Source organism: Lacimicrobium alkaliphilum (genome assembly GCF_001466725.1).
Taxonomy (GTDB): domain Bacteria; phylum Pseudomonadota; class Gammaproteobacteria; order Enterobacterales; family Alteromonadaceae; genus Lacimicrobium; species Lacimicrobium alkaliphilum_B.
Window position 1 is genome coordinate 157,791 of record NZ_CP013650.1, and the last position, 23,719, is coordinate 181,509.

At 52.1% G+C, this 23,719-nt stretch carries 20 protein-coding genes and 1 tRNA gene; 10 read left to right on the forward strand and 11 right to left on the reverse strand.

What is annotated here, in order from left to right; all coding sequences use genetic code 11:
- Positions 1 to 9: 9 nt before the first annotated feature.
- A complete protein-coding gene (locus AT746_RS00835; protein ID WP_062475094.1) occupies positions 10 to 1,110 on the reverse strand; it encodes an efflux RND transporter periplasmic adaptor subunit in 1,101 nt (366 codons plus the stop codon).
- A 172-nt stretch (positions 1,111 to 1,282) separates the two neighbouring features.
- Here AT746_RS00835 and AT746_RS00840 point away from each other — a divergent pair, with 172 nt between their 5' ends.
- Positions 1,283 to 2,200, forward strand: a complete 918-nt coding sequence (locus AT746_RS00840; protein WP_062475097.1) for a M14 family metallopeptidase — start codon at positions 1,283 to 1,285, stop codon at positions 2,198 to 2,200.
- Positions 2,201 to 2,547: 347 nt separating this feature from the next.
- On the opposite strand, the gene typA is transcribed toward AT746_RS00840, so the two are convergent.
- Positions 2,548 to 4,383 (reverse strand): translational GTPase TypA, encoded by a 1,836-nt coding sequence (gene typA, locus AT746_RS00845; protein WP_062475100.1) that lies wholly within the window; start codon positions 4,381 to 4,383, stop codon positions 2,548 to 2,550.
- A 454-nt stretch (positions 4,384 to 4,837) separates the two neighbouring features.
- On the opposite strand from typA, the gene glnA reads away from it, so the two are divergent.
- From glnA to glpK, 5 genes are all read left to right on the forward strand, one after another.
- Positions 4,838 to 6,247 (forward strand): glutamate--ammonia ligase, encoded by a 1,410-nt coding sequence (gene glnA, locus AT746_RS00850; protein ID WP_062475103.1) that lies wholly within the window; start codon positions 4,838 to 4,840, stop codon positions 6,245 to 6,247.
- A gap of 292 nt (positions 6,248 to 6,539) precedes the next feature.
- Positions 6,540 to 7,049, forward strand: coding sequence for a DUF4124 domain-containing protein (locus tag AT746_RS00855; RefSeq protein ID WP_062475107.1), 510 nt, complete (start codon positions 6,540 to 6,542; stop codon positions 7,047 to 7,049).
- Between the two features lie 118 nt (positions 7,050 to 7,167).
- The gene (glnL, locus tag AT746_RS00860) at positions 7,168 to 8,229 is read left to right on the forward strand and encodes a nitrogen regulation protein NR(II) (protein WP_062475110.1); all 1,062 of its coding nucleotides are present in this window, start codon (positions 7,168 to 7,170) and stop codon (positions 8,227 to 8,229) included.
- Complete coding sequence (gene glnG / locus AT746_RS00865; RefSeq protein ID WP_062475113.1) at positions 8,229 to 9,638, forward strand: nitrogen regulation protein NR(I); 1,410 nt, start codon at positions 8,229 to 8,231, stop codon at positions 9,636 to 9,638. The genes glnL and glnG overlap by 1 nt, the downstream gene beginning before the upstream one ends.
- Before the next feature lie 48 nt (positions 9,639 to 9,686).
- Positions 9,687 to 11,177 carry a glycerol kinase GlpK gene (gene glpK / locus AT746_RS00870; RefSeq protein WP_062475116.1) on the forward strand — a complete coding sequence of 497 codons (1,491 nt, stop codon included), beginning with the start codon at positions 9,687 to 9,689 and terminating at the stop codon, positions 11,175 to 11,177.
- 69 nt (positions 11,178 to 11,246) lie between these two features.
- Here glpK and AT746_RS00875 read toward each other — a convergent pair whose 3' ends face one another.
- Both AT746_RS00875 and AT746_RS00880 read right to left on the reverse strand, forming a co-directional pair.
- Positions 11,247 to 12,218 carry a hypothetical protein gene (locus AT746_RS00875; RefSeq protein ID WP_062475119.1) on the reverse strand — a complete coding sequence of 324 codons (972 nt, stop codon included), beginning with the start codon at positions 12,216 to 12,218 and terminating at the stop codon, positions 11,247 to 11,249.
- 129 nt (positions 12,219 to 12,347) lie between these two features.
- Positions 12,348 to 14,468, reverse strand: coding sequence for a TonB-dependent siderophore receptor (locus AT746_RS00880; protein ID WP_082633093.1), 2,121 nt, complete (start codon positions 14,466 to 14,468; stop codon positions 12,348 to 12,350).
- Between the two features lie 138 nt (positions 14,469 to 14,606).
- Here AT746_RS00880 and AT746_RS00885 point away from each other — a divergent pair, with 138 nt between their 5' ends.
- The 3 genes from AT746_RS00885 to AT746_RS00895 all read left to right on the forward strand — a co-directional run bounded on the left by AT746_RS00885 (position 14,607) and on the right by AT746_RS00895 (position 17,005).
- Positions 14,607 to 15,755 carry a PepSY-associated TM helix domain-containing protein gene (locus AT746_RS00885; RefSeq protein ID WP_062475122.1) on the forward strand — a complete coding sequence of 383 codons (1,149 nt, stop codon included), beginning with the start codon at positions 14,607 to 14,609 and terminating at the stop codon, positions 15,753 to 15,755.
- Positions 15,755 to 16,228: a hypothetical protein gene (locus AT746_RS00890; RefSeq protein WP_062475125.1), complete on the forward strand. Its 474-nt coding sequence runs from the start codon at positions 15,755 to 15,757 to the stop codon at positions 16,226 to 16,228. Before AT746_RS00885 ends, AT746_RS00890 begins: the two co-directional genes overlap by 1 nt.
- Positions 16,229 to 16,306: 78 nt before the next feature.
- Positions 16,307 to 17,005 carry an SOS response-associated peptidase family protein gene (locus AT746_RS00895; RefSeq protein WP_062475130.1) on the forward strand — a complete coding sequence of 233 codons (699 nt, stop codon included), beginning with the start codon at positions 16,307 to 16,309 and terminating at the stop codon, positions 17,003 to 17,005.
- 33 nt (positions 17,006 to 17,038) lie between these two features.
- Here the strand turns inward: AT746_RS00895 and AT746_RS00900 are convergent, their stop codons facing one another.
- From AT746_RS00900 to mutY, 7 genes are all read right to left on the reverse strand, one after another.
- Entirely contained in the window at positions 17,039 to 17,410 is a 372-nt protein-coding gene (locus AT746_RS00900) for a VOC family protein (protein ID WP_062475135.1), read from the reverse strand.
- A gap of 176 nt (positions 17,411 to 17,586) precedes the next feature.
- Positions 17,587 to 18,468 carry a discoidin domain-containing protein gene (locus AT746_RS00905; protein WP_082633094.1) on the reverse strand — a complete coding sequence of 294 codons (882 nt, stop codon included), beginning with the start codon at positions 18,466 to 18,468 and terminating at the stop codon, positions 17,587 to 17,589.
- A 146-nt stretch (positions 18,469 to 18,614) separates the two neighbouring features.
- Positions 18,615 to 20,171: an aminotransferase class V-fold PLP-dependent enzyme gene (locus AT746_RS00910; protein ID WP_082633095.1), complete on the reverse strand. Its 1,557-nt coding sequence runs from the start codon at positions 20,169 to 20,171 to the stop codon at positions 18,615 to 18,617.
- A 146-nt stretch (positions 20,172 to 20,317) separates the two neighbouring features.
- A complete protein-coding gene (locus AT746_RS00915; protein WP_062475142.1) occupies positions 20,318 to 20,782 on the reverse strand; it encodes an Lrp/AsnC family transcriptional regulator in 465 nt (154 codons plus the stop codon).
- Between the two features lie 572 nt (positions 20,783 to 21,354).
- Positions 21,355 to 21,430, reverse strand: a tRNA-Phe gene (locus tag AT746_RS00920).
- 123 nt (positions 21,431 to 21,553) lie between these two features.
- Positions 21,554 to 21,829 carry an oxidative damage protection protein gene (locus AT746_RS00925; protein ID WP_062475144.1) on the reverse strand — a complete coding sequence of 92 codons (276 nt, stop codon included), beginning with the start codon at positions 21,827 to 21,829 and terminating at the stop codon, positions 21,554 to 21,556.
- A gap of 9 nt (positions 21,830 to 21,838) precedes the next feature.
- The gene (gene mutY, locus AT746_RS00930) at positions 21,839 to 22,897 is read right to left on the reverse strand and encodes an A/G-specific adenine glycosylase (RefSeq protein ID WP_062483838.1); all 1,059 of its coding nucleotides are present in this window, start codon (positions 22,895 to 22,897) and stop codon (positions 21,839 to 21,841) included.
- Between the two features lie 85 nt (positions 22,898 to 22,982).
- On the opposite strand from mutY, the gene AT746_RS00935 reads away from it, so the two are divergent.
- On the forward strand, positions 22,983 to 23,693 hold the full coding sequence (locus tag AT746_RS00935) for an alpha/beta fold hydrolase (RefSeq protein WP_062475147.1): 711 nt from the start codon (positions 22,983 to 22,985) through the stop codon (positions 23,691 to 23,693).
- Positions 23,694 to 23,719 lie beyond the last annotated feature (26 nt).

Consider the following 23,719-nt stretch of genomic DNA (forward strand, 5'->3'; position numbering starts at 1 on the left):
ATCCGGCCCTCAGTTAAACAGCTTCACTTGATGATCCAGCAGCGTAACCGGCTGGCCATCACGCAAAAAGGCCACACCCGCCACCGCGATAATCTCTCCTGCTTCCAGCCCGGATGAAATATACACCTCATTATTGAGCAGGTTTTCCGTCTGTACCTGACGTTTGTTTACCACCTGTTTTTCGCTGTCATACACGAATACGTGAGCGGTTTGTCCGGTGCCTGCTGCTACAGCGGCCACCGGCACTCTGATGCTGGTGTCGCGATGCCCGCTGCGTCCGGCCGCTTCAAAGGTAAAATCCACTTCTGCCGTCATACCACCCCGTAGCCGTGAAGGCGCCTCCTGCAGCACGACTACCACCGGAAAGGCGTTTGCGGCCTCGGCCCGGGTGCCTATTTCACTGACAATGCCGGGTACGGTCAGGTTATCGGCGGCGGGAAAATGCACCGGTACCTGCATATCCCGGTGCAGTTCCTGAATAATGGTTTCGGGCACCATTACCCGGGCTTCCAGGCCATGATTTCCCTCAATTTCAAACACCGTCTGTCCCGGACTGACTTGCTGAGAAGGCTCAATCAGACGGCGTGTGATTACCCCATCATAAGGTGCAGTGAGAATGCTGTCCTGGAGGTTTTTGCGGGCGATATCCAGTTGCGCGTTAGCGACCGCCGCAGCGCTGCGGGCTGTTTCGTAGGCACCTTTGGCATTGTCAAATCCGGAGCGAGAGACGACCCCTTCTTCCACCAGTTCGGCATAGCGTCTGTATTCGTTTTCTGCTTCGGTGAGGGTGGCCTGAGCCTGTGCCAGAGAGGCCTGAGCTGACTGCAGGCTCAGTGAGAAACTGCGCTGATCCAGTTGGGCAAGTTCTTGCCCCTGGCGGACCGATTCGCCCAGTTTTACTGAAACTGATTCGACCTTACCATTCACTTCGAAACTTAAACTTGCCGCCTCAACGGGGGCCAGGGTGCCGGACAAGCGACGGATTTGTTCAAGTTGCACTGGCTGTACCTGCATCCAGGCAATCGGACGGATGTTCTCTGAAGATTCCCTGACAGGCTCGTCACATCCGAATAGCGCTAAAGCGCTCACAGCAAACCAAAACGTGCGCATAACCGTATCTCCTTGTGGCAGTGGTAGTATCCTACAGATCCGATGCGTATTGGAAAAGGCTTTACCCGTGATACCGGGTCGTTCTTTGGCAATGGCTGTCAGACCTTTGTTATGATGCCAGGATACCGGAGTGCGATTTCCATTTTATTAAATCAGTTGGCGACGAGCAAAGATGACAACACCTTACCCAATAGGAATACCGGGCAAACCCTGGACAGATAAAGAAAAGGCCCAGTGGCTGGCAGTGCAACAAATCAGGCGCAGCTATACACAAGAAGTGGCGGAGCAACTGGATCGTTTGCCGGAAGGCTTTGCAGTCGAGCAATATGGTCAGCTCGACTACGGTGATAATTCCTACCCCTTGTATGGTGTAAAAAGCCCGCAGTGGCAGGAAGGCAGGCCTACCGTGCTTGTTACGGGCGGTGTGCACGGCTATGAGACCAGTGGTGTGCAGGGGGCATTGGGCTTTCTGGCCCGGCGTGCAAAAGATTATAACCATAAGCTTAATTTATTGGTCGCACCCTGTATCAGTCCCTGGGCTTACGAAACCATCAACCGATGGAATCCCGAGGTACTGGATCCAAACCGGAATTTTACCCCTTATAGTCCGGTCCCGGAATCGGCGCTGCTGATGGCCTGGGTACAACAGCAAAGAACAGATATTCTTGCTCATATAGATTTACATGAAACCACAGATTCAGATAATGCAGAGTTCAGACCGGCTCTGGCGGCAAGAGACGGCATAACCAACCATAACTGGAATATTCCGGATGGTTTCTATCTGGTAGGCGACAGTGATAAGCAGGAGCCGGATTTCCAGCAGGCAGTGCTGGATTCGGTGAGCAAGGTCACCCATATCGCCGACGCTGACCATGAAGGCAAACTGATTGGCACACCTATTGCGCGGCGGGGTCTGATCTATTACCCCACCAGACAATACGGGCTTTGTATCGGTTTCAGTGAGGCAAAATTTAAGACCACCACAGAGGTTTATCCTGACAGCCCCCGCGCTACGCCCGAGCAGTGCAATCAGGCGCAGATAGCAGCGGTGATAGGCGCACTGGATTATATTCTTAAGCAACTACCCTGATAAGCCACAAAAGAAGCTTTTACCGCAGAGAACGCGAAGAGATAAATATCTGTTCGTGTTTTTCGTGTGGTTGGTAGGAGAAACTTTTAACCACGAAAAACACTAAAACCACGAACAAAGCATGGTCCTGTAGCCCGCGATGCAGCGCAGCGGAATCCGGGGGTACCTTAGCCTGAGAAAGGCTGAATTAACCACAGAAGCACAGAGAACACAGAGGTATTAAGGGTGGAATCTCCTTTGCTTCTCTGTGCCCTCTGTGACTCTGTGGTGAATAGCGTTTTAAAACAAAAAAAGCCGCAGAAGAAACTCTTCTGCGGCTTTGGCGGCAACCCCGGTGGGCGGCGATGTTAATCGCTGCTTCTGGAAGCCCGCTTACGTTCGTTTTCAGTCAGGAATCTTTTGCGTAAACGAATATGGTTAGGTGTGACTTCTACCAGTTCGTCATCGTCGATAAATTCCAGCGCCTGTTCCAGCGTCATCTTAATTGGCGGTGACAGGGTCAGTGCTTCATCAGTACCGGCCGCACGCACGTTAGTCAACTGCTTGCCTTTGAGACAGTTCACGGTCAGGTCGTTAGAGCGGCTGTGAATACCGATAACCTGGCCTTCATAGACTTCTTCACCATGGCTGGTAAACAAACGGCCACGCTCCTGCAGGTTGAACAGGGCATAAGCCAGGGCCTTGCCTTTGCCGTTAGAGATCAGCACACCATTGTTACGCTGGCCGATACGACCACCAACATGGGGCTGGTAACTGTCAAACGTATGGTAGATCAGACCACTGCCCGAGGTCAGGGTCATAAAATCGGTCTGGAAGCCGATCAGACCACGGCTGGGTACGAAAAAGTCTATACGAACCCGGCCTTTACCATCAGGGTTCATATCGCGCATTTCTGCTTTACGCAGGCCCAGTTGCTCCATGATGGCACCCTGGTGTTCCTCTTCGATATCCACAGTCAGCATCTCAAAGGGTTCCATGAGTTGCTCGCCTTCTTTCCTGAGAATAACTTCCGGGCGCGATACGGCCAGTTCATAACCTTCACGGCGCATATTCTCAATCAGTACACCAAGATGCAGCTCACCACGGCCGGAAACACGGAATTTATCCGGGTCGACGGTTTCTTCAACACGCAGGGCAACATTGTGTTTAAGTTCGGTTTGCAGACGTTCAAGGATCTGTCTTGAGGTCACAAACTTGCCGTCCTGGCCGGCAAAAGGAGAGGTATTGACCTGGAAAGTCATGGTCACGGTCGGCTCATCAACGGTCAGTGCCGGCAGGGCCTCAACCGCATCTACGGCACAAACCGTATCGGAGATCTTCAGTTCACCCAGGCCGCTGATGGCAATGATGTCACCGGCGGAGGCGCTCTGGGTCTCATTACGATCCAGGCCCAGATAACCGAATACCTTGCCAATTTTGCCGTTACGCTTGCTGCCATCGGCACCAACAATAGTCACCTGCTGGTTGACCTGAACCTGGCCCCGTTTCAGGCGGCCAATACCAATAACCCCAAGATAGCTGGAATAATCCAGCTGGGAAATCTGCATCTGCAGTGTCCCTTCAGGATGGGCATCAGGCGGGGAGACTTTTTCCACAATGGCTTCAAACAGCGGGGTCATGTCACCGCCAGTGGCGGATTCGTCCATACTGGCCCAGCCCTGCAATGCAGAAGCGTAGACAACCGGGAAGTCCAGTTGCTTATCATTGGCGCCAAGGTTGTCAAACAGATCAAAGACCTGATTCATTACCCAGTCAGGGCGTGCACCAGGGCGGTCAATCTTGTTGATAACCAGAATAGGATTGAGGCCATGAGCAAAAGCTTTCTGAGTCACAAAGCGGGTCTGCGGCATGGGCCCGTCAACGGCATCTACCAGCAGCAGTACCGAGTCAGCCATGGACAATACCCGTTCCACTTCGCCACCAAAATCGGCGTGCCCCGGGGTATCAAGAATATTTATCCGGTAATCCTGCCAGTTAATAGCGGTGTTCTTGGCCAGAATAGTGATACCGCGCTCTTTTTCCAGTGCGTTTGAGTCCATCACCCGTTCATCAGCATCTTTGCGGCTGTCCAGGGTACCGGACTGCTGCAGCAGTTTGTCTACCAGGGTGGTTTTACCGTGGTCAACGTGGGCGATAATGGCGATATTCCTCAGTTTATCAAGTGAGGTATGTTGTGAACTCATAATGCATTTCTCAGTAAGTGGCTTGGCAAAGACAGAGCGGATCGCTGCGCAGATGTGCAGAATTTAATCGAAAGCCGTTTTTCAGGCGGCGGATTGTACAGTTTTATCGCATAGACCAAAAGCAATAAATGCGTTTACCAAGAATAGCAGGGCAATGATGACCTTTCGATGACAATTATTTGCTGTCATCAATATTTATGCAGGCTGGCATATTGCACCAAATTGGAATTCGGCTACCTTTAGGTGCAACCGCCACAGATTTATAGTCCATAATGGTGCAAGGATGCACTAAAATGGTGCCTCTTATTCTTGAGAGGTCAGTGGTTAGCGGATTATGCACCGGCGAAGTGCGGCCTGTAGCCAAGTCAATGTGATTGGCACGATTATCGCTTCATCAGGAGAACTGAGCGTATCACGTATAAATCAGCCTTGAAATTTTAACCTGGAGGACAGTATGTCAGTACAAAAGGCCCTGGATCTTATCCAAGAGAGCGAAGCGAAATTTGTAGACCTGCGCTTTACCGATACTAAAGGTAAAGAGCAGCATGTTTCTATTCCTTGTTCACTTATTGACGAAGAATTTTTTGAAGAAGGCAAGATGTTCGATGGTTCATCCATCTCCGGCTGGAAAGGCATTAATGAATCCGACATGATCCTGATGCCAGTTCCTGAATCCGCAGTACTGGATCCTTTTTCTGAAGAAACTCAGGTGAATATCCGTTGTGATATCGTTGAACCTACGACTATGCAGGGTTATGACCGTGATCCGCGCTCTGTGGCCAAGCGTGCAGAAGAATATCTTAAGTCGACCGGTATCGGTGATACCGTGCTGATTGGCCCTGAGCCAGAATTCTTTATGTTTGATGATATCCGCTTCCATACTGATATGGCCGGTTCATTCTATGAAATTGATTCCATGGAAGCCAAGTGGAATTCAGGCGCCGATATTGAAGGCGGCAACATGGGCCACCGTCCCGGCGTCAAAGGGGGTTACTTCCCGGTTCCACCCGTTGACTCAGCCCATGACATCCGTACCGCCATGTGTCTGGTGATGGAAGAAATGGGTCTGCATATCGAAGCCCACCACCACGAAGTGGCAACCGCCGGGCAGAACGAAATTGCCTGTCGTTTCAACACCCTGGTGCTCAAGGCTGACGAGATCCAAATCTACAAGTATGTGGTACATAATGTGGCCGATGCCTACGGTAAAACGGCGACCTTTATGCCCAAGCCGCTGGTAGGGGATAACGGTTCAGGTATGCACGTGCACCAGTCCATCAGTAAAGACGGAAAAAACATCTTTGCCGGTGATAAATACGCCGGTTTGTCTGAAGAGGCGCTGTACTACATTGGCGGCATTATCAAACACGCCCGTGCTATCAATGCCTTTACCAACGCCTCTACCAACTCATACAAGCGTCTGGTACCCGGCTTTGAAGCACCTGTGATGCTGGCCTATTCGGCCCGTAACCGTAGCGCGTCAATCCGTATTCCTCATGTGAGCAGTGCCAAAGCGCGTCGCATTGAGGTGCGTTTCCCGGATCCCACAGCCAACCCTTACCTGGCCTTCACTGCCATGATGATGGCTGGCCTGGACGGCATTCGTAACAAGATTCACCCTGGCGATGCCATGGACAAGGATCTGTATGACCTGCCTGCCGAAGAAGCGAAGGAAATCCCAACCGTTGCTTCTTCTCTGGAAATGGCACTGGATGCATTGGATGCAGACCGTGACTTCCTTAAAGAAGGCGGCGTGATGTCAGACGATATGATCGATGCCTATATCGGCCTCAAGCGCGGTGAAGTGGAGAAACTGGCCATGACGACGCACCCGGTAGAATTCGATATGTATTACAGCGTCTAATCGCTTAACTGATACAAAAAAGCCCGCAAAGCGGGCTTTTTTTATGTCCAGGGGCCGGGCACGCCCGGGAAATGCGCAGCATTTTCAGTGGCCGGCGCGGAGGCATGGATGCCGCAGCTGGACTTTTGATAAAGGCAGGAAGCCTGATTCAAAAGGACGGTATGTCGGGAACGTTTTTCCGGCGATGTCCGATAATGGGAATCAACAGACATACCTTTGGGCCAGAGCAGTTTTCAAAAAAAAGGCGTAAACTGAGTCAGGAATGGTTTTAGAGTCCGGCCAAGGGGGCGCAATGAAATACTGTTGGTTATTCTTGTTACTGGTAGCGGTTGTTCAGGCAGACACGCTGTATAAAGTGGTGAAAGCAGACGGCACCGTTATGTATACGGATCAGCCTGTGGCCGGTGCTGAACCTGTTGCGTTGCCCAGGATTAATTCTGCAGATTCCCTCGCTCCCAAAACCAATACAGCTCTAGCCAGCAAATCGGATCGACCCGAAGTGCAGTATCAGCTCTCTATTCTGTTTCCGAAATCACAACAAACCCTGCGTGATAATCAGGGCAATATCACTGTTGTTGCCCAGATGGAGCCTCAGACTACAGGGGCTGGTATCTTTGAACTGTATATGGACACAGAGCTGGTGGCGGCTAATCCTTCCCCCCGCTTTGAGCTTACCGAAGTCAATCGGGGCGCCCATACTATCGAAGTGCGCTATGTGGACAATTCAGGCAAGGTCCTTGCATCATCCCCTTCAACAGAGTTTTTCCTGCATCAGGCATCGGTACTGAACAGGCCCCAATAGCCCCGGCGTGGCCTGAAAGGGCCAGGCATAAGTACTGATACTGATATGGCAAATATAAGTTGCACTATTATGGTGCATTGCTATCTTTGCAGGCAGCGTCAATTCATAAGGGGAAGCGGTGACTACCTGGTCAGCACAAAATCTGGTGAGCAATCTGTCAGTAGGCATACTGGTTGTAGATGAGTCCCTGAAGGTTTGCTTTGCTAATGCTGCGGCGGAGTCGTTTTTCGAGCAGAGCTGTAATCAGCTCCAGGGGCAGCCGCTGAACAAAATCCTCCTTTATTCGAGTCTGGAAACGGCGCGCTTACAAAAGGCCATACGTTATCGGGACAGCTTTTCCGATGGCGAAGTGCAACTGACCTTTGCCGATGGTCGTCACAGCCTGGCCGAAATCACCGCTACCAGCATCGAAAAAGAAGGCAACAGCTATTTGCTGCTGGAAATAAAGCAGATCGACAACCTTAAACGCATCAGCCAGGAAAATCAGCAGTGGGCCCAGCAGCAGGCGGCCCGCGATCTGGTGCGGGGATTGGCACATGAGATCAAAAATCCGTTGGGTGGTTTGCGGGGGGCGGCGCAACTACTGGAAAAAGAACTCGCCGATGACGAATTGCGGGAATATACCGGGCTGATTATCGAGCAGTCCGACCGGCTCCGGAATCTGGTAGACAGGTTGCTGGGCCCCAACCAGCCGCCGCGGTTCAGATGGCACAACCTGCATAAGGTGCTGGAAAAGATTCGTACCCTTTTAAGCCTGGATGATATCGCCGATATTGAGTTATACCGTGATTACGACCCCAGTATTCCGGAGGTGTGGATAGACGATGAAAAGATCCAGCAGGCCGTACTGAATATCGCCCGTAATGCGGTACAGGCGCTGAAAGGCAAGGGGCGTATCGATTTTATCACCCGGATCGAAAGGCAGGTGACTATCCATGGCAAACGCTATCCGCTGTGTGCCCGCATCCGCATTATCGATAACGGCCCCGGTATTCCCGAGCAATTAAAAGATACGCTGTTTTACCCCATGACAACCGGCAATCAGGACGGTACCGGTCTGGGCCTGTCGATAGCCCAGACCCTGATTGACCATCATCGGGGCAAGATCGAAGTGGACAGCTGGCCTGGCCATACCGAATTTACCATTTACCTGCCAATAGATAAGAAGGAGCCAGCCTGATGAGTGCTGCACCGGTTTGGATAGTCGACGATGACAGCTCGATCCGCTGGGTATTACAAAAAGCCCTGAAAAGCGCCGATATTGAATGCTACAGCTTCGATAACCCGGAGGACTTACTGTTGCAGCTCAATGCTGAGCAACCCCCGCAGGTAATTGTATCGGATATCCGTATGCCGCAGATGGACGGCATGGAGCTTTTGCAGGAGGTACACAAGCAGTTTGCCAACATGCCGGTGATTATTATGACCGCACACTCTGATCTGGATAGTGCGGTGAACGCTTACCAAAGCGGGGCCTTTGAATATCTGCCCAAACCCTTTGATATCGATGACGCGGTCAATCTGGTGAAAAGGGCGTTGTCTCATGCCCGCGAACAGCTAAAGCAACAATTGCATCAGGAACCGGCCATCGCCACCGAAATCATCGGCGAAGCCCCCGCCATGCAGGAGGTATTTCGCGCTATCGGCAGGCTGTCACGTTCCAGTATCAGTGTGCTGATCAACGGTGAGTCCGGTACAGGTAAAGAGCTGGTGGCACAGGCGTTACACCGGCATAGTCCGCGCTCAAAAGAGTCTTTTATTGCCCTGAATATGGCGGCTATTCCCACGGACTTGATTGAATCGGAACTCTTTGGTCATGAGAAGGGCGCTTTTACCGGCGCCCAGACCACCCGTCAGGGGCGTTTCGAACAGGCCAATGGCGGTACCCTGTTTCTGGATGAAATCGGCGATATGCCGCTGGATGTTCAGACCCGCTTGTTGCGGGTTCTGGCTGACGGCCAGTTTTACCGGGTCGGCGGCCATAGCCCGGTAACCGTAGATGTACGTATTATTGCCGCAACACACCAGAACCTGGAGCAGCGTGTGGCCCAGGGTAAATTCCGGGAAGACTTGTTTCACCGCCTCAACGTGATCCGTATTCATATTCCCCGCTTGTCGGAGCGGCGTGAGGATATTCCGTTGCTGGCCGGCCATTTTCTGATAAAGGCGGCAAAGGAGCTGGAGGTGGAAAGTAAGGTGATGGGTAAGGAAACCCGCCAGATCTTAAGCCAGTTGCCCTGGCCCGGTAACGTCAGGCAACTTGAAAACCTGTGCCGCTGGCTGACGGTAATGGCCAGTGGCCAGGAAATTATTCCGGCAGATTTACCGCCTGAGCTTTATGAACAGCCACTGAGCAGGGAAGAACAGCAACATGGCAGTAACTGGCAATCATTGCTCAGCCATTGGGCGGATAAACAGTTACAGGCCGGAGAGCAGGATATTCTCAACGAGGCACAGCGGCTGATGGAAAAAATCCTGCTGGAGCGGGCCCTGCATTATACCCATGGCCATAAACAGGATGCGGCCAAAAAGCTCGGTTGGGGCCGTAATACCCTGACCCGCAAACTCAAAGAACTGGATGTGCAATAGTTAGGATATGGTATAGGGTTATCATAACTGTCTTTAATGAGGACATTTATGAGCCGTTATTTGCTGGGTATCGACCAGGGCACCACCAGTTCAAGAGCCATATTGCTGAACCCACAGGGACAGATAGTGGATATGGTGCAACAGGAGTTTCCTCAGCACTATCCTCAATCAGGCTGGGTTGAACACTGCCCCGAAGATCTCTGGCTAAGCATACTGTATTGCTGCACCACGCTGCTATCCCGCCACAAGCTGAGTGGCAAGGACATTATTGGCCTTGGTATCAGCAACCAGCGCGAAACCACCCTGGTCTGGGACAAGGAGACCGGTGAGCCGGTATACAATGCCATAGTCTGGCAGGATCGGCGTACCGCTGCCTATTGCCAACAACTTTCTGAAGATGATCCAAAGCTGGAGCAGCGGTTGCAGGCTAAAACCGGGCTGCTGCTGGACCCGTATTTTTGTGCCAGCAAGATTCACTGGATCCTGAAGCATGTCAGTGGCGCCCGTGAGAAAGCCAGCCAGGGCAGATTGCTGTTTGGCACTGTAGAAACGTATCTATTGTGGAAGCTTACCGGTGGCGAGCGCCACTGCACCGATGCCAGCAATGCCTCGCGGACCCTGCTGTTTGATATTCATACCCAGCAATGGGATGAAGAATTATTAGTCTTGTTTGATATCCCCCGCAGTATATTGCCAGAGGTGTGTGACAATGCTGCCGATTTTGGTTGCACCCGGCCAGAGCTGTTAGGTGAGCCGGTACCGGTTCTGGCCATGGCCGGTGATCAGCAGGCGGCGTTAATAGGCCAGTGCTGCTTTGAATCCGGTATGGCCAAAAGCACTTATGGTACCGGCTGTTTTCTGATGCTTAATACCGGCAAACAGGCCCTGCAGTCACAAAACCGCTTGCTGACAACTGTTGCATATCGCTTAAAGGGTGAAGTGACCTATGCCCTTGAAGGCAGTATTTTTATGGCCGGGGCGACCATTCAGTGGCTACGTGACGGCCTTAAGCTGATTCAGCAGGCCGGAGAATCCGAGGCCCTGGCCAAAGAAGCGGATATTGATCATGGTGTGCTATTGGTGCCGGCGTTTACCGGCCTCGGCGCACCTTACTGGGATCCCGATGCCAGGGGGGCCATTTTAGGGCTGACCAGAGATACCGGGATCAGAGAAATTGTCAGTGCAGGGTTGCAGGCGGTATGTTACCAGAGCAAGGACTTACAGAAATCTATGCAGGCCGATGGGGTGAGGCCAACAGACTGGCGGGTGGATGGCGGCATGGTGGCCAATGACTGGCTGATGCAGTTTCTCGCCGATATGCTCGGTGCCAATGTCAGGCGCAGCAGTATAGCGGAAACCACCGCGCTGGGGGTGGCCTATCTGGCCGGGCTTCAGGCCGGAGTGTTTAAATCACTCGAACAAATCGCGACCCTCTGGCAGCAGGATAAACTCTTTACCCCGAAAATGGCTAAAGCCGAACGTGACAGACTCTATGCCAGCTGGCAGCAGGGTGTAAAGCGAATTCAGACCAGGGACTGAAAATACCACTGTATTTGATTATTCAGGACATCAGTACAATCTGCGTCTTTGCACGGGCTGATGGCAAGCTCAGATATAAAAATCGAACTGTTGCATTAGCCCCAGTTGGTTGCCCTGGTAGATAAAGGCCCCACTGCGACGCAGTCGGGCCTGGTCTTTTCCCTGCGGAGCGATGTCGGCCTGAGTGTCAGCACCTTGCAGGAGCAATCCGTCAACCTTGAGATCTGCAAGTGAGAAAAGCTGCCTGCCGGCTCCTGGTTGCCACCAGTATAGCTGCTCAAAGGATTTATCATCGCTATTCAGCCAGCCATCACCGTTACTGTCCATCTGGCGGATATCGGCCCAGGCATCACCACTTTTTGCGCCTGCCAGTTCTGCTGGTCCATCTATTCTGGTGTTGTTGTTAATATCTTTGACCAGATAACCGGCGTTACCCCGGGGGGTAGGCAGAGCGTCAGTTTTGCCATCACCGTCCAGGTCAAAAGAGGTGTCGCCATCAAAGCTTACCGCCTGCCAGTCAAAGTTCAGTACCAGCGGATCTTTAAGCTGTTGCGCTGTCATCACAGTCAGGCGCTCGGTGATATTCAGTTGCTCCCAGTCCATTGAGGCAGAAAAAGCGCGGCTCAGGCCATCTTTACCCTGCACCTGAAGCTCAAATTGTAACTGATAGGCCTGATAATCCAGCGTTTGTTCCCGCACCAATAATCTGGTTCCAGGCTCAGGCTGCGAGGATTGCGGCTCTGATTCAGACTGATTATTCTTGTTGCTTATTTGACTGGGATCGTACCATTCCAGTTCACGACCTGACATCAGTTCAATCAGCCTCTTCTTAAGGATCTGGCGGTAGTCTTCATCAGTTGAGGCGATATCTTCGCTTTGTGACTGCTCTGCTTCGGTTTTTGGGAATGGGGCACTGTGTTGCTGCTGATTATCACCTGCCGGATTACGTGCAAATTTTTGTTCGCCAATAACCTGGCGCTGATGATGAAATAACCGCTGTTGTGCCAGTTCAAAGCTGGCCTGGTGTGATTCAATCCGCATAACCTTACCCCCTGACTTACTATCGGCCCGAGATGGTGGTTTTTTATACTGGGGAGGGGATTTAACCTTTGTTGATTATTACAGCAGCGAAATACGCCCGGCAACGGAATTGCCGGGCTGTTTGACGAATTACCAGCTATAACGCAGGCTGACCTGCAGATTACGCTCCGGACCCCAGAAACCCTGATTATAGAAATCTATGCTGGAGTAGTATTTTTTATCCAGCGCATTGTTGAGGTTGATTTGCGCCTGTAACTGTTCACTGATGTCATAGCTGGCCATCAGGTTGACCAGGGTATAGGCATCCTGTCGGGCACTCTCGCCGTTGGGGCCCACGCCAGGGTTCACCATTTCACTCTGCCAGTTGATATTGGCACCAACTTTTATCTGGTCGCTAATCCGGTACAGGCCACTGAGCCTTATCATATCTTCAGGCAGGTAGGTTTTAAAAGGACTGCCATTGGCCTGCTCAGATTCACTGTGGGTAAAGCTGAAATACAGATCCAGCTGGTCATTGGGATTACCGTTGACTTCCAGCTCATAGCCTTTGTTCCGGGCACCTTTGACGGCAATATAGGGGAAGCTGCCATCGGGTAAAGGCTCAGTGAAGTTGGGATCGAGTATGGCAACATTGTCTTTTTCCACTTTAAACAGGGCAAAACTGGCGGTCAGCGCCTGGCCGAAGAAATCTCCTTTGACGCCGATTTCGGCATTGCTGCCCTCAACCGGATCCAGCCGTCTGCTGTTGATGTCTTTGGCATCCTGAGGCTGAAAAATCTCGGTATAGCTGACATAGGCAGAAATCATATCAGTAAGATCGTACACCAGCCCGGCGTAAGGGGTGGTGACGCTGCCGTGTTCGTAATTGCCTGTTGCACCCTCTACTTCATAATCGCTGAGACGGCTGCCGAGGATCAGATTGAACTGATCATGCAGATTGAACTGCGCGGCAAGGTAGCCGCCTTTTTGAGTGATGGTCTCAGAACCTGAGCTCGAGGGTTCTTCAGTAAACGGCGGTTTGGCTGCACTGCCGTCCCATTCCAGAAAGTTGCCTACAGGTACGGCCTCCAGAGCGCTGAATGAATCGGAGCTGATGTCCTGCTGCGAATAAAGTAAACCTGCGGTGAGGTTATGCTCGCGGCCCAGAGCAGAGAAGGGACCGGAGGCCATGACACGTAACGCATCCTGTTCGCGCTTTGACTGGTAAATCAGCGGGCTGGTGCCCATGCCCAGGCCTGTCTCTTTATCCGGCAGGCCGAACACATAGAGCAGGTGGCCATCCATTTCGCCTTCACGGCGCTCCAGCTCGGCATGCACATCCCAGCCGTTATCAAAGGCATGTTCGATCGCAGCAAAGGCATTGGTGCCGTCCCGCTCCCACTTTGTCCAGTTAGCCGCAGTGGTGGTGGACACAGGTAAATCGTCGGCCGGGCTGCCGTCGGCATAAAACAATGGCAGGGCACCCCAGGTTGAGCCCTTCGGATTGCGGCGGCTGTGATCCAGACCCACAGTGAGTCGGGTCTGGGTGCTGAGATCGGCTGTGATCACGCCATAGAGTTGCAGATCGTCTTTTTCAGCCAGATCCACGTAGCTGTCACCCTGTTCATAGGCGCCGGCAACACGGGCATTGACCGCCCCGTCTTCGGACAATGAAAGAGAGTGATCCAGCTCCAGACGCCGCTGGTTCCAGGAACCGAGACGGGCATTGATATATCCGCCGCCTTCGGCTTTGGGGCGTTTGCGGATCAGGTTGATGGCGGCCGAGGGTTCACCCGCTCCCGTGAGCAGGCCGGTTGCACCGCGTACCACTTCGACCCGCTCGAAAATGATGGTGTCGGTGACCGCATCGTTGAAGAAACTGTTGTAATTAACCGGTACACCATCGAACTGGAAGTTAGTGATGTCATTGCCCCGGGCGCGGAAAAAATAGCGGTCAGTTTCGGCCCGCTGGGCCTGAAGCCCCGGTGCGAAGGTCATAATATCGGCGATACTCTCAAGCGCGAAACTGTCGATAAATTCACTACCGATAATGGATACCGATTGTGGGGTCTTGCGCAGGGTCAACGGTAAACCTGTGGCCGTACTGGCCTTATCCAGACGGCTGCCCCGCACTTCCAGGCGCTCGACAGACTGTTGTTCATTTTGTTCCTGTGCGTTGGCGAGTGGCAGGCTGCAGACGGACAGCAATGCCAGAGACAGTGCCGTGTTGAGTCGCGAAGGGGTGAACGTGCGTGGTCCGGTTGGGGTCATGGAGGCTCCTGCTGATTGAATAAAATTAAACAGCGCGGAGTATAAATGAAAACTATTTGCATTAACAGGAATTGATAATCGTTCGTATTCCTTTTATTATCCTGCCATTGGATTTTACTCTTTTGCGGGCAAGATAAAATGAGTCAACGTTTCTGGTTCAGGCTGCATGGCTGGTTTTCCCTGCCGATCTGGCTGATATTCTGTTTTGTGTGCATCACAGGCACCATCGCCGTATTCAGTCACGAGCTGACCTGGCTGACCAACCCCAATGCCCGCGCCAGCAACCCGGATAATCTGCCGGCCAAGCCTGTGGCGGAATTGGTTGAGCGGGTTGAGCAGGCCTACCCAGGCGCCGATGTGAGCACGGTAATGACCTTTGAACCCTATCTGGTCAACGCGGTGGTTTTTACCGATGCTGACAAACCTTATGCTATCGCCTATGTGAATCAGTACAGCGGTGAGATCCAGCAAATTAACCAGGACATCACCTTTATCAATTTTATGCGTTCTTTACATGGCTGGTTGTTGTTTCCCTGGCAAAGTAGCTACAGCCTGGGCTACTACCTGGTATCAGCCATGAGTATTGTGATGCTGGGTGCGCTGGTAACCGGGCTGGTGATATATAAAAACTTCTGGCGTGCTTTTACCCGCCCCAAAATACGTGTTACTCAGGGTCGTAAGACACTGCTCACCGATTTGCACCGGCTGGCTGGTGTCTGGTCTATCTGGTTCCTGATGCTGATGAGTCTGACCGGTTTATGGTACCTGACCCAGCAAATTTTCTGGCATGCGGATATCGATATCGAGCCCCATGCTCCGCTGGTAGAGGCCCGCCAGCTGCCTGTAACCGGCCAGCAGGCACCGGCTATGATCAGTTTCTCCGAAGCCATGGATGTTGCCAGGCAGCACTATCCTGACTTCAAGGGCGCTTATCTGATGATGCCAGAGCATAACCGCGATATGTATAAACTGATGGGGGGTGGCGATCATATCTTTTATGATCAGTATTCATACCGCCTCTCCATCAATCCCTGGACCGGAGAGCTTGCAGAGGCCATTGAACCGGCCAATATGACGGCATTGCAAACCCTTTCGCATATCGCCGACCCGCTGCATTACGGCACTATTGGCGGTATCTGGACCAAGATTATCTGGTTTATATTCGGTCTGATCCTCTCTGGCATGTCGATCACCGGCTTTATGATTTGGGGCAGTCGTACGGTACGTGCCTCACGTCAGCGCCGGGCAAAAGTGCAGGGGCAAACTCTGGCTGAGGGGATGAACTGATGGCAAGACGCAAGGATACCTTCTGGCAGCGGCACAAGTACAAACTCAATGGCCTGGTGTTGATCCTGCCGTTCTGGTTTTTATATCAGCAACTGACGCCCGTGTTCCCCGATGCCTGGGCCAGTCAGCAAGTGGGGCCTTATGAAATTACCCTGATGCCGGCGGATATGGAGCAGCCCTACGCCCACCACGATGACTATGTGAAGGATTTTACCCTGACTTTCTCGTCAGGGCGGATTGACAGTATTCGCCAGGGTTTTGTGAGTATCGGGCCAGAGCCGCTACCTTTGAGTCGCCTGCAACAGGGAGACACCGGGATATTGCACGGCAATCGTCATTCTCAGCATGTGCATGCTATTGCTCCAAAGCAGATAGGTGCCGGCGATAAGTTATGGCTGAGAATACAGGACTGGCAGGGAGAGCAGTTTGTGGCAAGCTGGCCCCTGCCAGAGGTGCTGATCAGCAAAGGCTAAACCTGCATCAGGCATGACTTGGGGAATCACCGGTGATAGCCTTTTAGCTGTGGCTTGGATTTTTGGCGGCGTTTGGAAATGTGCGGCAGACTCAATGTAATCGACGATCCTGGTGTCAGAGAACTCTGTGATCAGCTCGACATAGCGCTGTGGCCTGCACAGGGGCAACTATTCAGCCGTTTTATTCGTGCTGCGCAGCCGGTATCTGTAGTGCGACAAATCCAGGGCAAACGCTGCATGCAAAACGCTATTTGGTGGTTGTTACTGGAGCCGACAATTGAGGGGTTTAAGCCTTCCCGCTTTGCCAGTTTTAATACCCGTTTCGATAAACTGGATGTTCCCAGTAGCGCAGGATTCCATGCTTACCGTCATAGCCGTTGTATCATTCCTGTAAAAGGCTTTGGTGAAACCGAGTACCAGAATGGCAAGCCTGTTCATTACTATGATCTGGAAGCGGCGCCTGGTGAAGCGCTTGCTCTGGGGGGGTTGTGCAGGGAGTGGCATCATCACGGAACGGGTCAGCACATGCTTTCCTGTTCCGTGATTACGCTACCACCACATCCTAAACTGGTGGATATTCATGTTAAATCCATGCCACTGATTCTGCCGCAGCAAGATGACACGCTGTCACTCTGGCTGGATGAAAGTGTTACCAGTACTGACATTTTCAGTGACTTGTTAGCCCCGCAAATTCCGGCGAAACTGATCGTTACCCCAATCGATAAGCCGGCTTCATATCAACCTATAGCTGATCCATTTCTGGTAGAAGAGGATTGAGTAAACCGGTTTCCGTATGACTAAAATGCCCTGTTAGCCGGATTGCTCAGGTTGCCAGAGCTCTATCGGGTTGCCTTCAGGGTCGTACAGGCGGGCAAAGCGGCCATTGGGATAAGACTCAGGATCGACTTCCACCGGAATACCGGCGCTCTCCAGTTGCTTAACCATGGCACTAAGGTCAGTCACACGAAAGTTGATCATCCACATTTGCTCTGGGCGGCCAAAATAATCGGTGTCTCTGGAAAATGGTGCAAATACGGTTGGCCCCGCGCTTTGCTGCCAGGGTTGAGTATCATAATCCTGTGGAACCCGAGTAATGCCCAGGTTGCGCTCATACCAGGCGGCCAGGGATTTGGGGTCTTTGGCGCGAAAAAAGAGACCACCCATTCCGGTTACTTTTTGCATTGCTGTATCCTCATCTTTGCAGATCAACGTATAGGCGTTTAGCAAATCAATCGCCAGTAATCCCCTCTCATTGTCCGGTATAACCGTATTGATCAATATTGATGAAGTTCGGAATAAGTCTGTCAGACCGGACACGGATAAGGCATGCCGGCCTGATATTCGGCAACCAGAAGCGATTACTGTTTTTGGTAAAGTTCCAGTTCGTCAATTTCGATATAGTTAGCATCACCGAAATTGTTGAGTATCTGCAGGCGCAGGTATCTGGCCTCAATCGCAGAATTGAAGCTACCGGTTTGGTCGGCGATATTAGACAGCCTGAAGGACTCATGATCAGCGAAGTTTTCGCCGTCATTGGATACCTGCACAACTACATCTCTTGGCCCTCTGCCCAGCTGTGAGGCTTTTTCGTTGAGTATGATACGCATACCTGAAATGTTGGCTTTCTGACCGAAATCGACCTGGATCCAGGCATCCTTGTTTTCTTCCCTTCGCAACAACCACAAGCCACGATTAATTTTCTGCCCGGCGTCTTCATTCACTTTGTCAGACCAGGTATGGCCATCGAATGCAGCAGCAGGAACGTCATCCCGGTAATAACTGCTGGCTGTGAAACTGGCCTGAGTGAGGCCGTTACTGTCAATCAGGGCGATATTACCGTAAATGCCGGTTTCGATCAGTTTGTCATCCTCACCACCGATAGGATCAGAACCATCACCGTAGCCATCTGCAGCGGTTGCCGCCACGTATTCCACGGCGCACCGGCTGCTATGGGCGGGCAAATAGCCGATGCGGATTTTCTGATTGGTATTACGTGCCAGCATCAGAAAATCCAGCCAGTTCTGACCGACACCGGAATCTGACTGGAAAATCAGCGGCCAGTCACCTTCCTGACAAGCCAGCACGTTATCGTCATCCTGATTCACGCCGACCAGAACATTACCGGTTTTAGTGATCATCAGGTCGGTGACCTTACCTGCATATTCCTGAACAGAATCCTCTGCCGCAGGCCCGGCAATTGGCGTTAACAGAGCCAGTGTTGCTGCAATTTTTTTCATCATATCTCCATATTCCGGAACTCATTCCACTACCTGCTCAAATCCGTAACAGGATTAGCAAGTTATGTGCCTGAAACAGGAGACAAAAATATGGCGGTCCGGGGTGCAGGTGCAAAATAGCCCGTATGAAGGCCAAATTCGTTGCGAGTTTAACCCGTGCTTTTCTCGCTCAGACTGGCGACCAGGCGCTTAAGCCAGCGTTGTGTTCCTGTTGGCTTCATTATCGCGCCGGTGTTTTCAGGTGTTGCTGGCAATGAGGAAAACTCGGTCAGCGATGGCAATCTGGTCTGCTGTTTGGTGATGAAATCGCCCAGATGCGGAGCAAACTGATAATCTTCAGCCCAGCGTGAGGCATTTTTGACCACTTGCGCCACCGCATCGACAATATAACCGGCTTCTTCGTTCGTATTGGTGGGATGCAGAGAGATTCTCACCCAGCCGGGTTTTTCTGACAAATCACCCTGATCGATCTTACTGGTAATGGACTCGGACTGTATCTTGTCGACTTGCAGCAGAATATGGCCATAAGTACCGGCGCAGCTACATCCGCCGCGAACCTGGATGCCGAATTTGTCATTCAGCAATCTGACCATCAGATTGTAATGCAGATCTGTCACGTAAAAAGACACGATGCACAGCCGGTCTCTGATGTTTTCTTCCAGCACACAGACACCGGGAATGGCCGCCAGACCGTCCATCAGTATCTGCGTCAGTTCTGCCTCCCGTCTCAGCATCGCCGCAGTGCCCATGGCTTCTTTCACCTGAATTGCCAGCGCTACCCGGATAGCTTGCAGAAAACCCGGGGTGCCACCGTCTTCTCTGATTTCGATATCATCGTAAAAGCCCTGCTGCCCCCAGGGGTTGGTCCAGCTCACTGTGCCACCGCCGGGTTGATCCGGATACTGGCTGGTGTAGAGGGTTTTATCAAAGATCAGAACTCCACTACTGCCGGGGCCACCCAGGAACTTGTGTGGAGAGAAGAACACCGCATCCAGCTTCTGTTCCGGATCCCCAGGGTGCATATCAATATCCACATAAGGCGCCGAGCAGGCAAAATCCACAAAGCAGATACCGCCGTGTCGGTGCATAATTTTCGCCAGGGCGTGATAGTCGGTCTTGATTCCTGTGACATTGCTGCAGGCGGTAAATGAACCGATTTTCACGGCTCTGCTGCGGTATTTTGTGAGCAGTTGTTGCAGGTGTTCAGCACAGGGTTTGCCGTCATCTCCTCTGTTTATTACTTCGACGGTGACCTGGCAGGTATTCCAGGTGGTCTGATTGGAGTGATGTTCCATATGGGTCACAAACACGACCGGTTTTTGCTCTTCGTTAATCTCTGCCCGGGCATGTTGCGGTAATCTCAACCCCATCATCCGCTGCAGCTTATTGATCACCGTGGTCATGCCGGAACCGGCACAGATCAGGGCATCATTCTCGTCTGCATTGACATGACGTTTAATAACTTGCTGTGCCTCATGATACAGATGGGTCATGGTTGAGCCGGTCAGATTGGTCTGGGTATGAGTGTTGGCCACATAGGGGCCGAGCTGATGGGTAAGATATTGTTCAACAGGCGCATACAGACGGCCGCTGGCTGTCCAGTCTGCATAAAGGATATGCCGGGATGCACCACCCAGCTGGTATTCCAGATCCTGGCCGATAATCTGATTTCTGAATCTTTCGAAGTGCTGTTCTGACTGACTCATTTCCGCTCTCAATCCGTGCGTGTAGGTCAGTTATTGTGCCTGTGCAGCCTTAGAAAAAGTTTACGCAATCAGGCTCAAAGCACAGAAGATTAGAACTGTTTTCTTCAATTAATATAATCGTAGAAAATTATTCCTGGCAGGCCCTTTTATTTGTGAATATAGTCCAGAGGCACCTCGGTGGAGTACTTCATCTGCTCCATGGCAAAACTGGAACTGACATCAGAAAAGCCTGCCTGGCTGATTAAGCGTTTATAAAATTCATCATAGGCCTTCATATCCGGCACCAGCACCTTAAGCAGATAGTCGGTTTCACCGCTCATACGATAAAACTCAGTGATCTCAGGCGCGCGTTCGGCAAAGTCCGCCACAGAGCCAAGCCACTCGGGATTATGCTGGTTGGTTTTCAAGTGCACAAAAACCGTCAGGCCAAGGTTTACCGCTTCGGTGTCAAGTAACGCTACCCGTTTACGGATAACTCCCTGTTTTTCCAGCATCTGAATACGCCGCCAGCAAGGCGTCTGGCTGAGGCCCACACGCTCAGACAACTCCGCCAGTGACAGCGAGCAGTCACGTTGCAGTTCGAATAATATTTTCTTATCGAAGCTATCCATAGATATATTTTCTTATCTGGATGTAAATGTTAGAAAATACCGTTGATTGGCAGAGAGTCAAGTGGGCACAGCATTTCTCACTATGCTCTGTACAGATATGCGTAAGGGGAAGGCAGATATGAACATTAGACATCCGCAGGATGGTCGCTAAGCAACGAACTACAGGGATGTAGTGAGTCGAGAGGCGGAATGCTCGTCCCGTCCCTGGGACTCGGCCTTCGGCCCGCCCTCCGGGCGTCCAGCCTGATTGCCGGGAGCAATCCGCAACCGCTCAAGCGGGCCTGCGAAGCAGGTGAGCCACAAGGATGTGGCGAGTAAAAATGCTCCCGGCATTTTTGTCGAACAAGGCGGTGGTTCTCATCCGCCTCTGAGCCCCAAAAGAAAAGTTGTATGTAAAGAGGCGGACCAAATGGTCAGGAACCATTTTGGACATCCGAAGGATGGTCGCGAAGCGACGAACTACAGGGATGTAGTGAGCAATCTAACGCGGCTTGCCGCGTGAGAGCGTCTGGCAGTGTTTTAAATAAAAAAAGCCCCGCTGTATTTCAAGCGGGGCTTTTTTTATTTATTAATGGTGCCCAGAGGCGGAATCGAACCACCGACACGAGGATTTTCAATCCACTGCTCTACCGACTGAGCTATCTGGGCGCGCTGTGGGTGCGTATTAAACGGATTTGCACCGCGCAAGTCAACCTCTTTTTTTGCTATTCGGTGCCTTTGCGCAAGGAATAAACAGAAAAGGGCGGAAAACCCCTTAAAGGGATCTCGTTATCAGTCTTTCTGCTGCGGCACATAGCCGTCGATCTTCACATCCTTACCTTCAAACAAAAATGCCTGCATTTCTTTTTCCAGCATGGCGCGGTGTTCGGCGTCCATCATATTGAGCTTTTTCTCATTGATCAGCATGGTTTGTTTTTTCTGCCACTCGGTCCAGGCCTGCTTGGAAATATTGTCGAAGATGCGCTTGCCCAGCTCGCCGGGGTACAGCTGGAAGTCCAGCCCTTCGGCTTCTTTGTTGAGGTATTGGCAAAATACGGTGCGGCTCATGTTCACTTCCTAATTTTGTTGTCGGGGCGTTTTGCTCAGTGTACTAAAAAGTTTGCTGGTTGGCGCGGCCAGTCCTACGTTGGCTGGCTTGCTGAGATCGTACCAAAGCTGTTGATCTTCATGCACGGCACCGGCATTTGGCGGCGCTTTAAGCTCCAGCAACAGCGGTTGTATATGCAGATGAAAATGACTGAAGGTGTGGCGAAAGGGCTCCAGCTCCAGCGTTTCAAATAAGCTCAGGCCCAGTTTTTCTGCCATTGCCGCTACCTGCTGTGGATGTTCCACTTCATAAAAGCCCCACAGCCCGCCCCATAACCCTGAAGGGGGGCGTTTATAGAGCAGGATCTGCCCCTGCCAGCTTGGCAGCAGCATCACAGTGTGCTTTTCCGGCAGGGTTTTGCGTGGTTTTTTGCCGGGAAATTCATGTTGGCGGTCGCTGAGCCTGGCCTTACATCCTGCATTTACCGGGCATGCTTCACAATCGGGTTTGCTGCGGCTACAGAGGCTGGCGCCGAGATCCATCATCGCCTGATTATAATCGGCAACCCTTTGCTGTGGGGTCAGCGCCTGTGCCAGTTGCCACAGGCGTTTTTCCACCGCCTTTTCGCCGGGCCAGCCGCCAATTGCGCGGTAGCGGCTCAGTACCCGCTTTACATTGCCATCAAGAATCGCATGGTGCTGGTTTTTTGCCAGCGATAACACCGCCCCGGCAGTAGAGCGGCCAATACCGGGCAGGGCCACCACCTGTTCAAATTCATCGGGGAACCGGCCCTGGTACTGATCGCGGATAATCTGTGCGGCTTTGTGCAGGTTCCTGGCGCGGGCGTAGTAGCCCAGGCCTGTCCAGTGGTGCAAGACCTCATCTTCCGGGGCATCGGCGAGGCTTTTGATATCGGTAAAACGCTGCATAAAGCGCTGATAGTAAGGGATGACGGTGCTGACCTGAGTCTGCTGTAACATGATCTCTGAGACCCAAACAGAATAAGCAGTCTTGTTTAACTGCCAGGGCAGATCCTTGCGTCCATGATCATCGAACCATTGCAGAATGTTATCTGAAAACTCTGTCACGGGGCGGGTTTGTCCTGAATACTGCGGATTGAGCTGATATGATAACCGCAACCATGAGTCCTCACCAATAAAAGGCAGCATTGAGATGCAAAAGCAGCAACCTGTTGTGTTTCTTCCCGGCACTCAGTGTGATGAACGGGTGTTTCTGCCCCTGTGGCGGCAAATGCAGCTGGCTGAGCGGCGTTATGTACCCCTGCAATGGGCCGAAACGCTGGAGCAGATGGATGGCCTGACTGAACATGCCGTGGCGGCAGATAAAGTGCATCTGTTTGGTTTTTCCATGGGCGGCTATATCGCCTGTCGTTTTGCCCTGGCGAATCCGGAACTGATAGCGTCTCTGACGCTGGTGGGATTTTGCAGTGCCGGCCTGACCGTCAATGAGAAACAGCAGCGCCAGCAGATTATCCGGGCACTGGAAAAAGGGCCGGTGGGGCCGATGCCGGAAAAACGACTGGCGCAGATGGTGAATATCAATGGCGCCAATGGGCAGCAGGCGGTGCAGAGCATCCGCGATATGGAGCAGGATTTGGGCCCCAGCGTACTTAAATATCATCTGCAGTCGGCCTCACAAAGGAGCGATCTTACCGACGCGCTGGCCAGCAGCGGCCTGAATATTCATGTTATCGGCGCTGAATATGATCAGGTTGCGCCGGTTGAGAAAATGCAGCAGATGCACAGGCAGATCCCCGGCAGTCGTTTCACCCTGCTAAAGGGCTGTGGCCATATGGCACCACTGGAGTGTCCACAGGCGCTGGCAGAGGCTTTCCATTCGCTTATCCCTGAGGCTCAGGTATAATACGCGGCCGTTTAAGTTAACCCTGA

Excerpts from the sequence above, each read along its gene's own strand:
- AT746_RS00835 (WP_062475094.1), bottom strand. The coding sequence starts at position 1,110 with ATGCGCACGTTTTGGTTTGCTGTGAGCGCTTTAGCGCTATTCGGATGT.
- AT746_RS00840 (WP_062475097.1), top strand. The coding sequence starts at position 1,283 with ATGACAACACCTTACCCAATAGGAATACCGGGCAAACCCTGGACAGAT.
- typA (WP_062475100.1), bottom strand. The coding sequence starts at position 4,383 with ATGAGTTCACAACATACCTCACTTGATAAACTGAGGAATATCGCCATT.
- glnA (WP_062475103.1), top strand. The coding sequence starts at position 4,838 with ATGTCAGTACAAAAGGCCCTGGATCTTATCCAAGAGAGCGAAGCGAAA.
- AT746_RS00855 (WP_062475107.1), top strand. The coding sequence starts at position 6,540 with ATGAAATACTGTTGGTTATTCTTGTTACTGGTAGCGGTTGTTCAGGCA.
- glnG (WP_062475113.1), top strand. The coding sequence starts at position 8,229 with ATGAGTGCTGCACCGGTTTGGATAGTCGACGATGACAGCTCGATCCGC.
- glpK (WP_062475116.1), top strand. The coding sequence starts at position 9,687 with ATGAGCCGTTATTTGCTGGGTATCGACCAGGGCACCACCAGTTCAAGA.
- AT746_RS00875 (WP_062475119.1), bottom strand. The coding sequence starts at position 12,218 with ATGCGGATTGAATCACACCAGGCCAGCTTTGAACTGGCACAACAGCGG.
- AT746_RS00880 (WP_082633093.1), bottom strand. The coding sequence starts at position 14,468 with ATGACCCCAACCGGACCACGCACGTTCACCCCTTCGCGACTCAACACG.
- AT746_RS00885 (WP_062475122.1), top strand. The coding sequence starts at position 14,607 with ATGAGTCAACGTTTCTGGTTCAGGCTGCATGGCTGGTTTTCCCTGCCG.
- AT746_RS00890 (WP_062475125.1), top strand. The coding sequence starts at position 15,755 with ATGGCAAGACGCAAGGATACCTTCTGGCAGCGGCACAAGTACAAACTC.
- AT746_RS00895 (WP_062475130.1), top strand. The coding sequence starts at position 16,307 with ATGTGCGGCAGACTCAATGTAATCGACGATCCTGGTGTCAGAGAACTC.
- AT746_RS00900 (WP_062475135.1), bottom strand. The coding sequence starts at position 17,410 with ATGCAAAAAGTAACCGGAATGGGTGGTCTCTTTTTTCGCGCCAAAGAC.
- AT746_RS00905 (WP_082633094.1), bottom strand. The coding sequence starts at position 18,468 with ATGATGAAAAAAATTGCAGCAACACTGGCTCTGTTAACGCCAATTGCC.
- AT746_RS00910 (WP_082633095.1), bottom strand. The coding sequence starts at position 20,171 with ATGAGTCAGTCAGAACAGCACTTCGAAAGATTCAGAAATCAGATTATC.
- AT746_RS00915 (WP_062475142.1), bottom strand. The coding sequence starts at position 20,782 with ATGGATAGCTTCGATAAGAAAATATTATTCGAACTGCAACGTGACTGC.
- AT746_RS00925 (WP_062475144.1), bottom strand. The coding sequence starts at position 21,829 with ATGAGCCGCACCGTATTTTGCCAATACCTCAACAAAGAAGCCGAAGGG.
- AT746_RS00935 (WP_062475147.1), top strand. The coding sequence starts at position 22,983 with ATGCAAAAGCAGCAACCTGTTGTGTTTCTTCCCGGCACTCAGTGTGAT.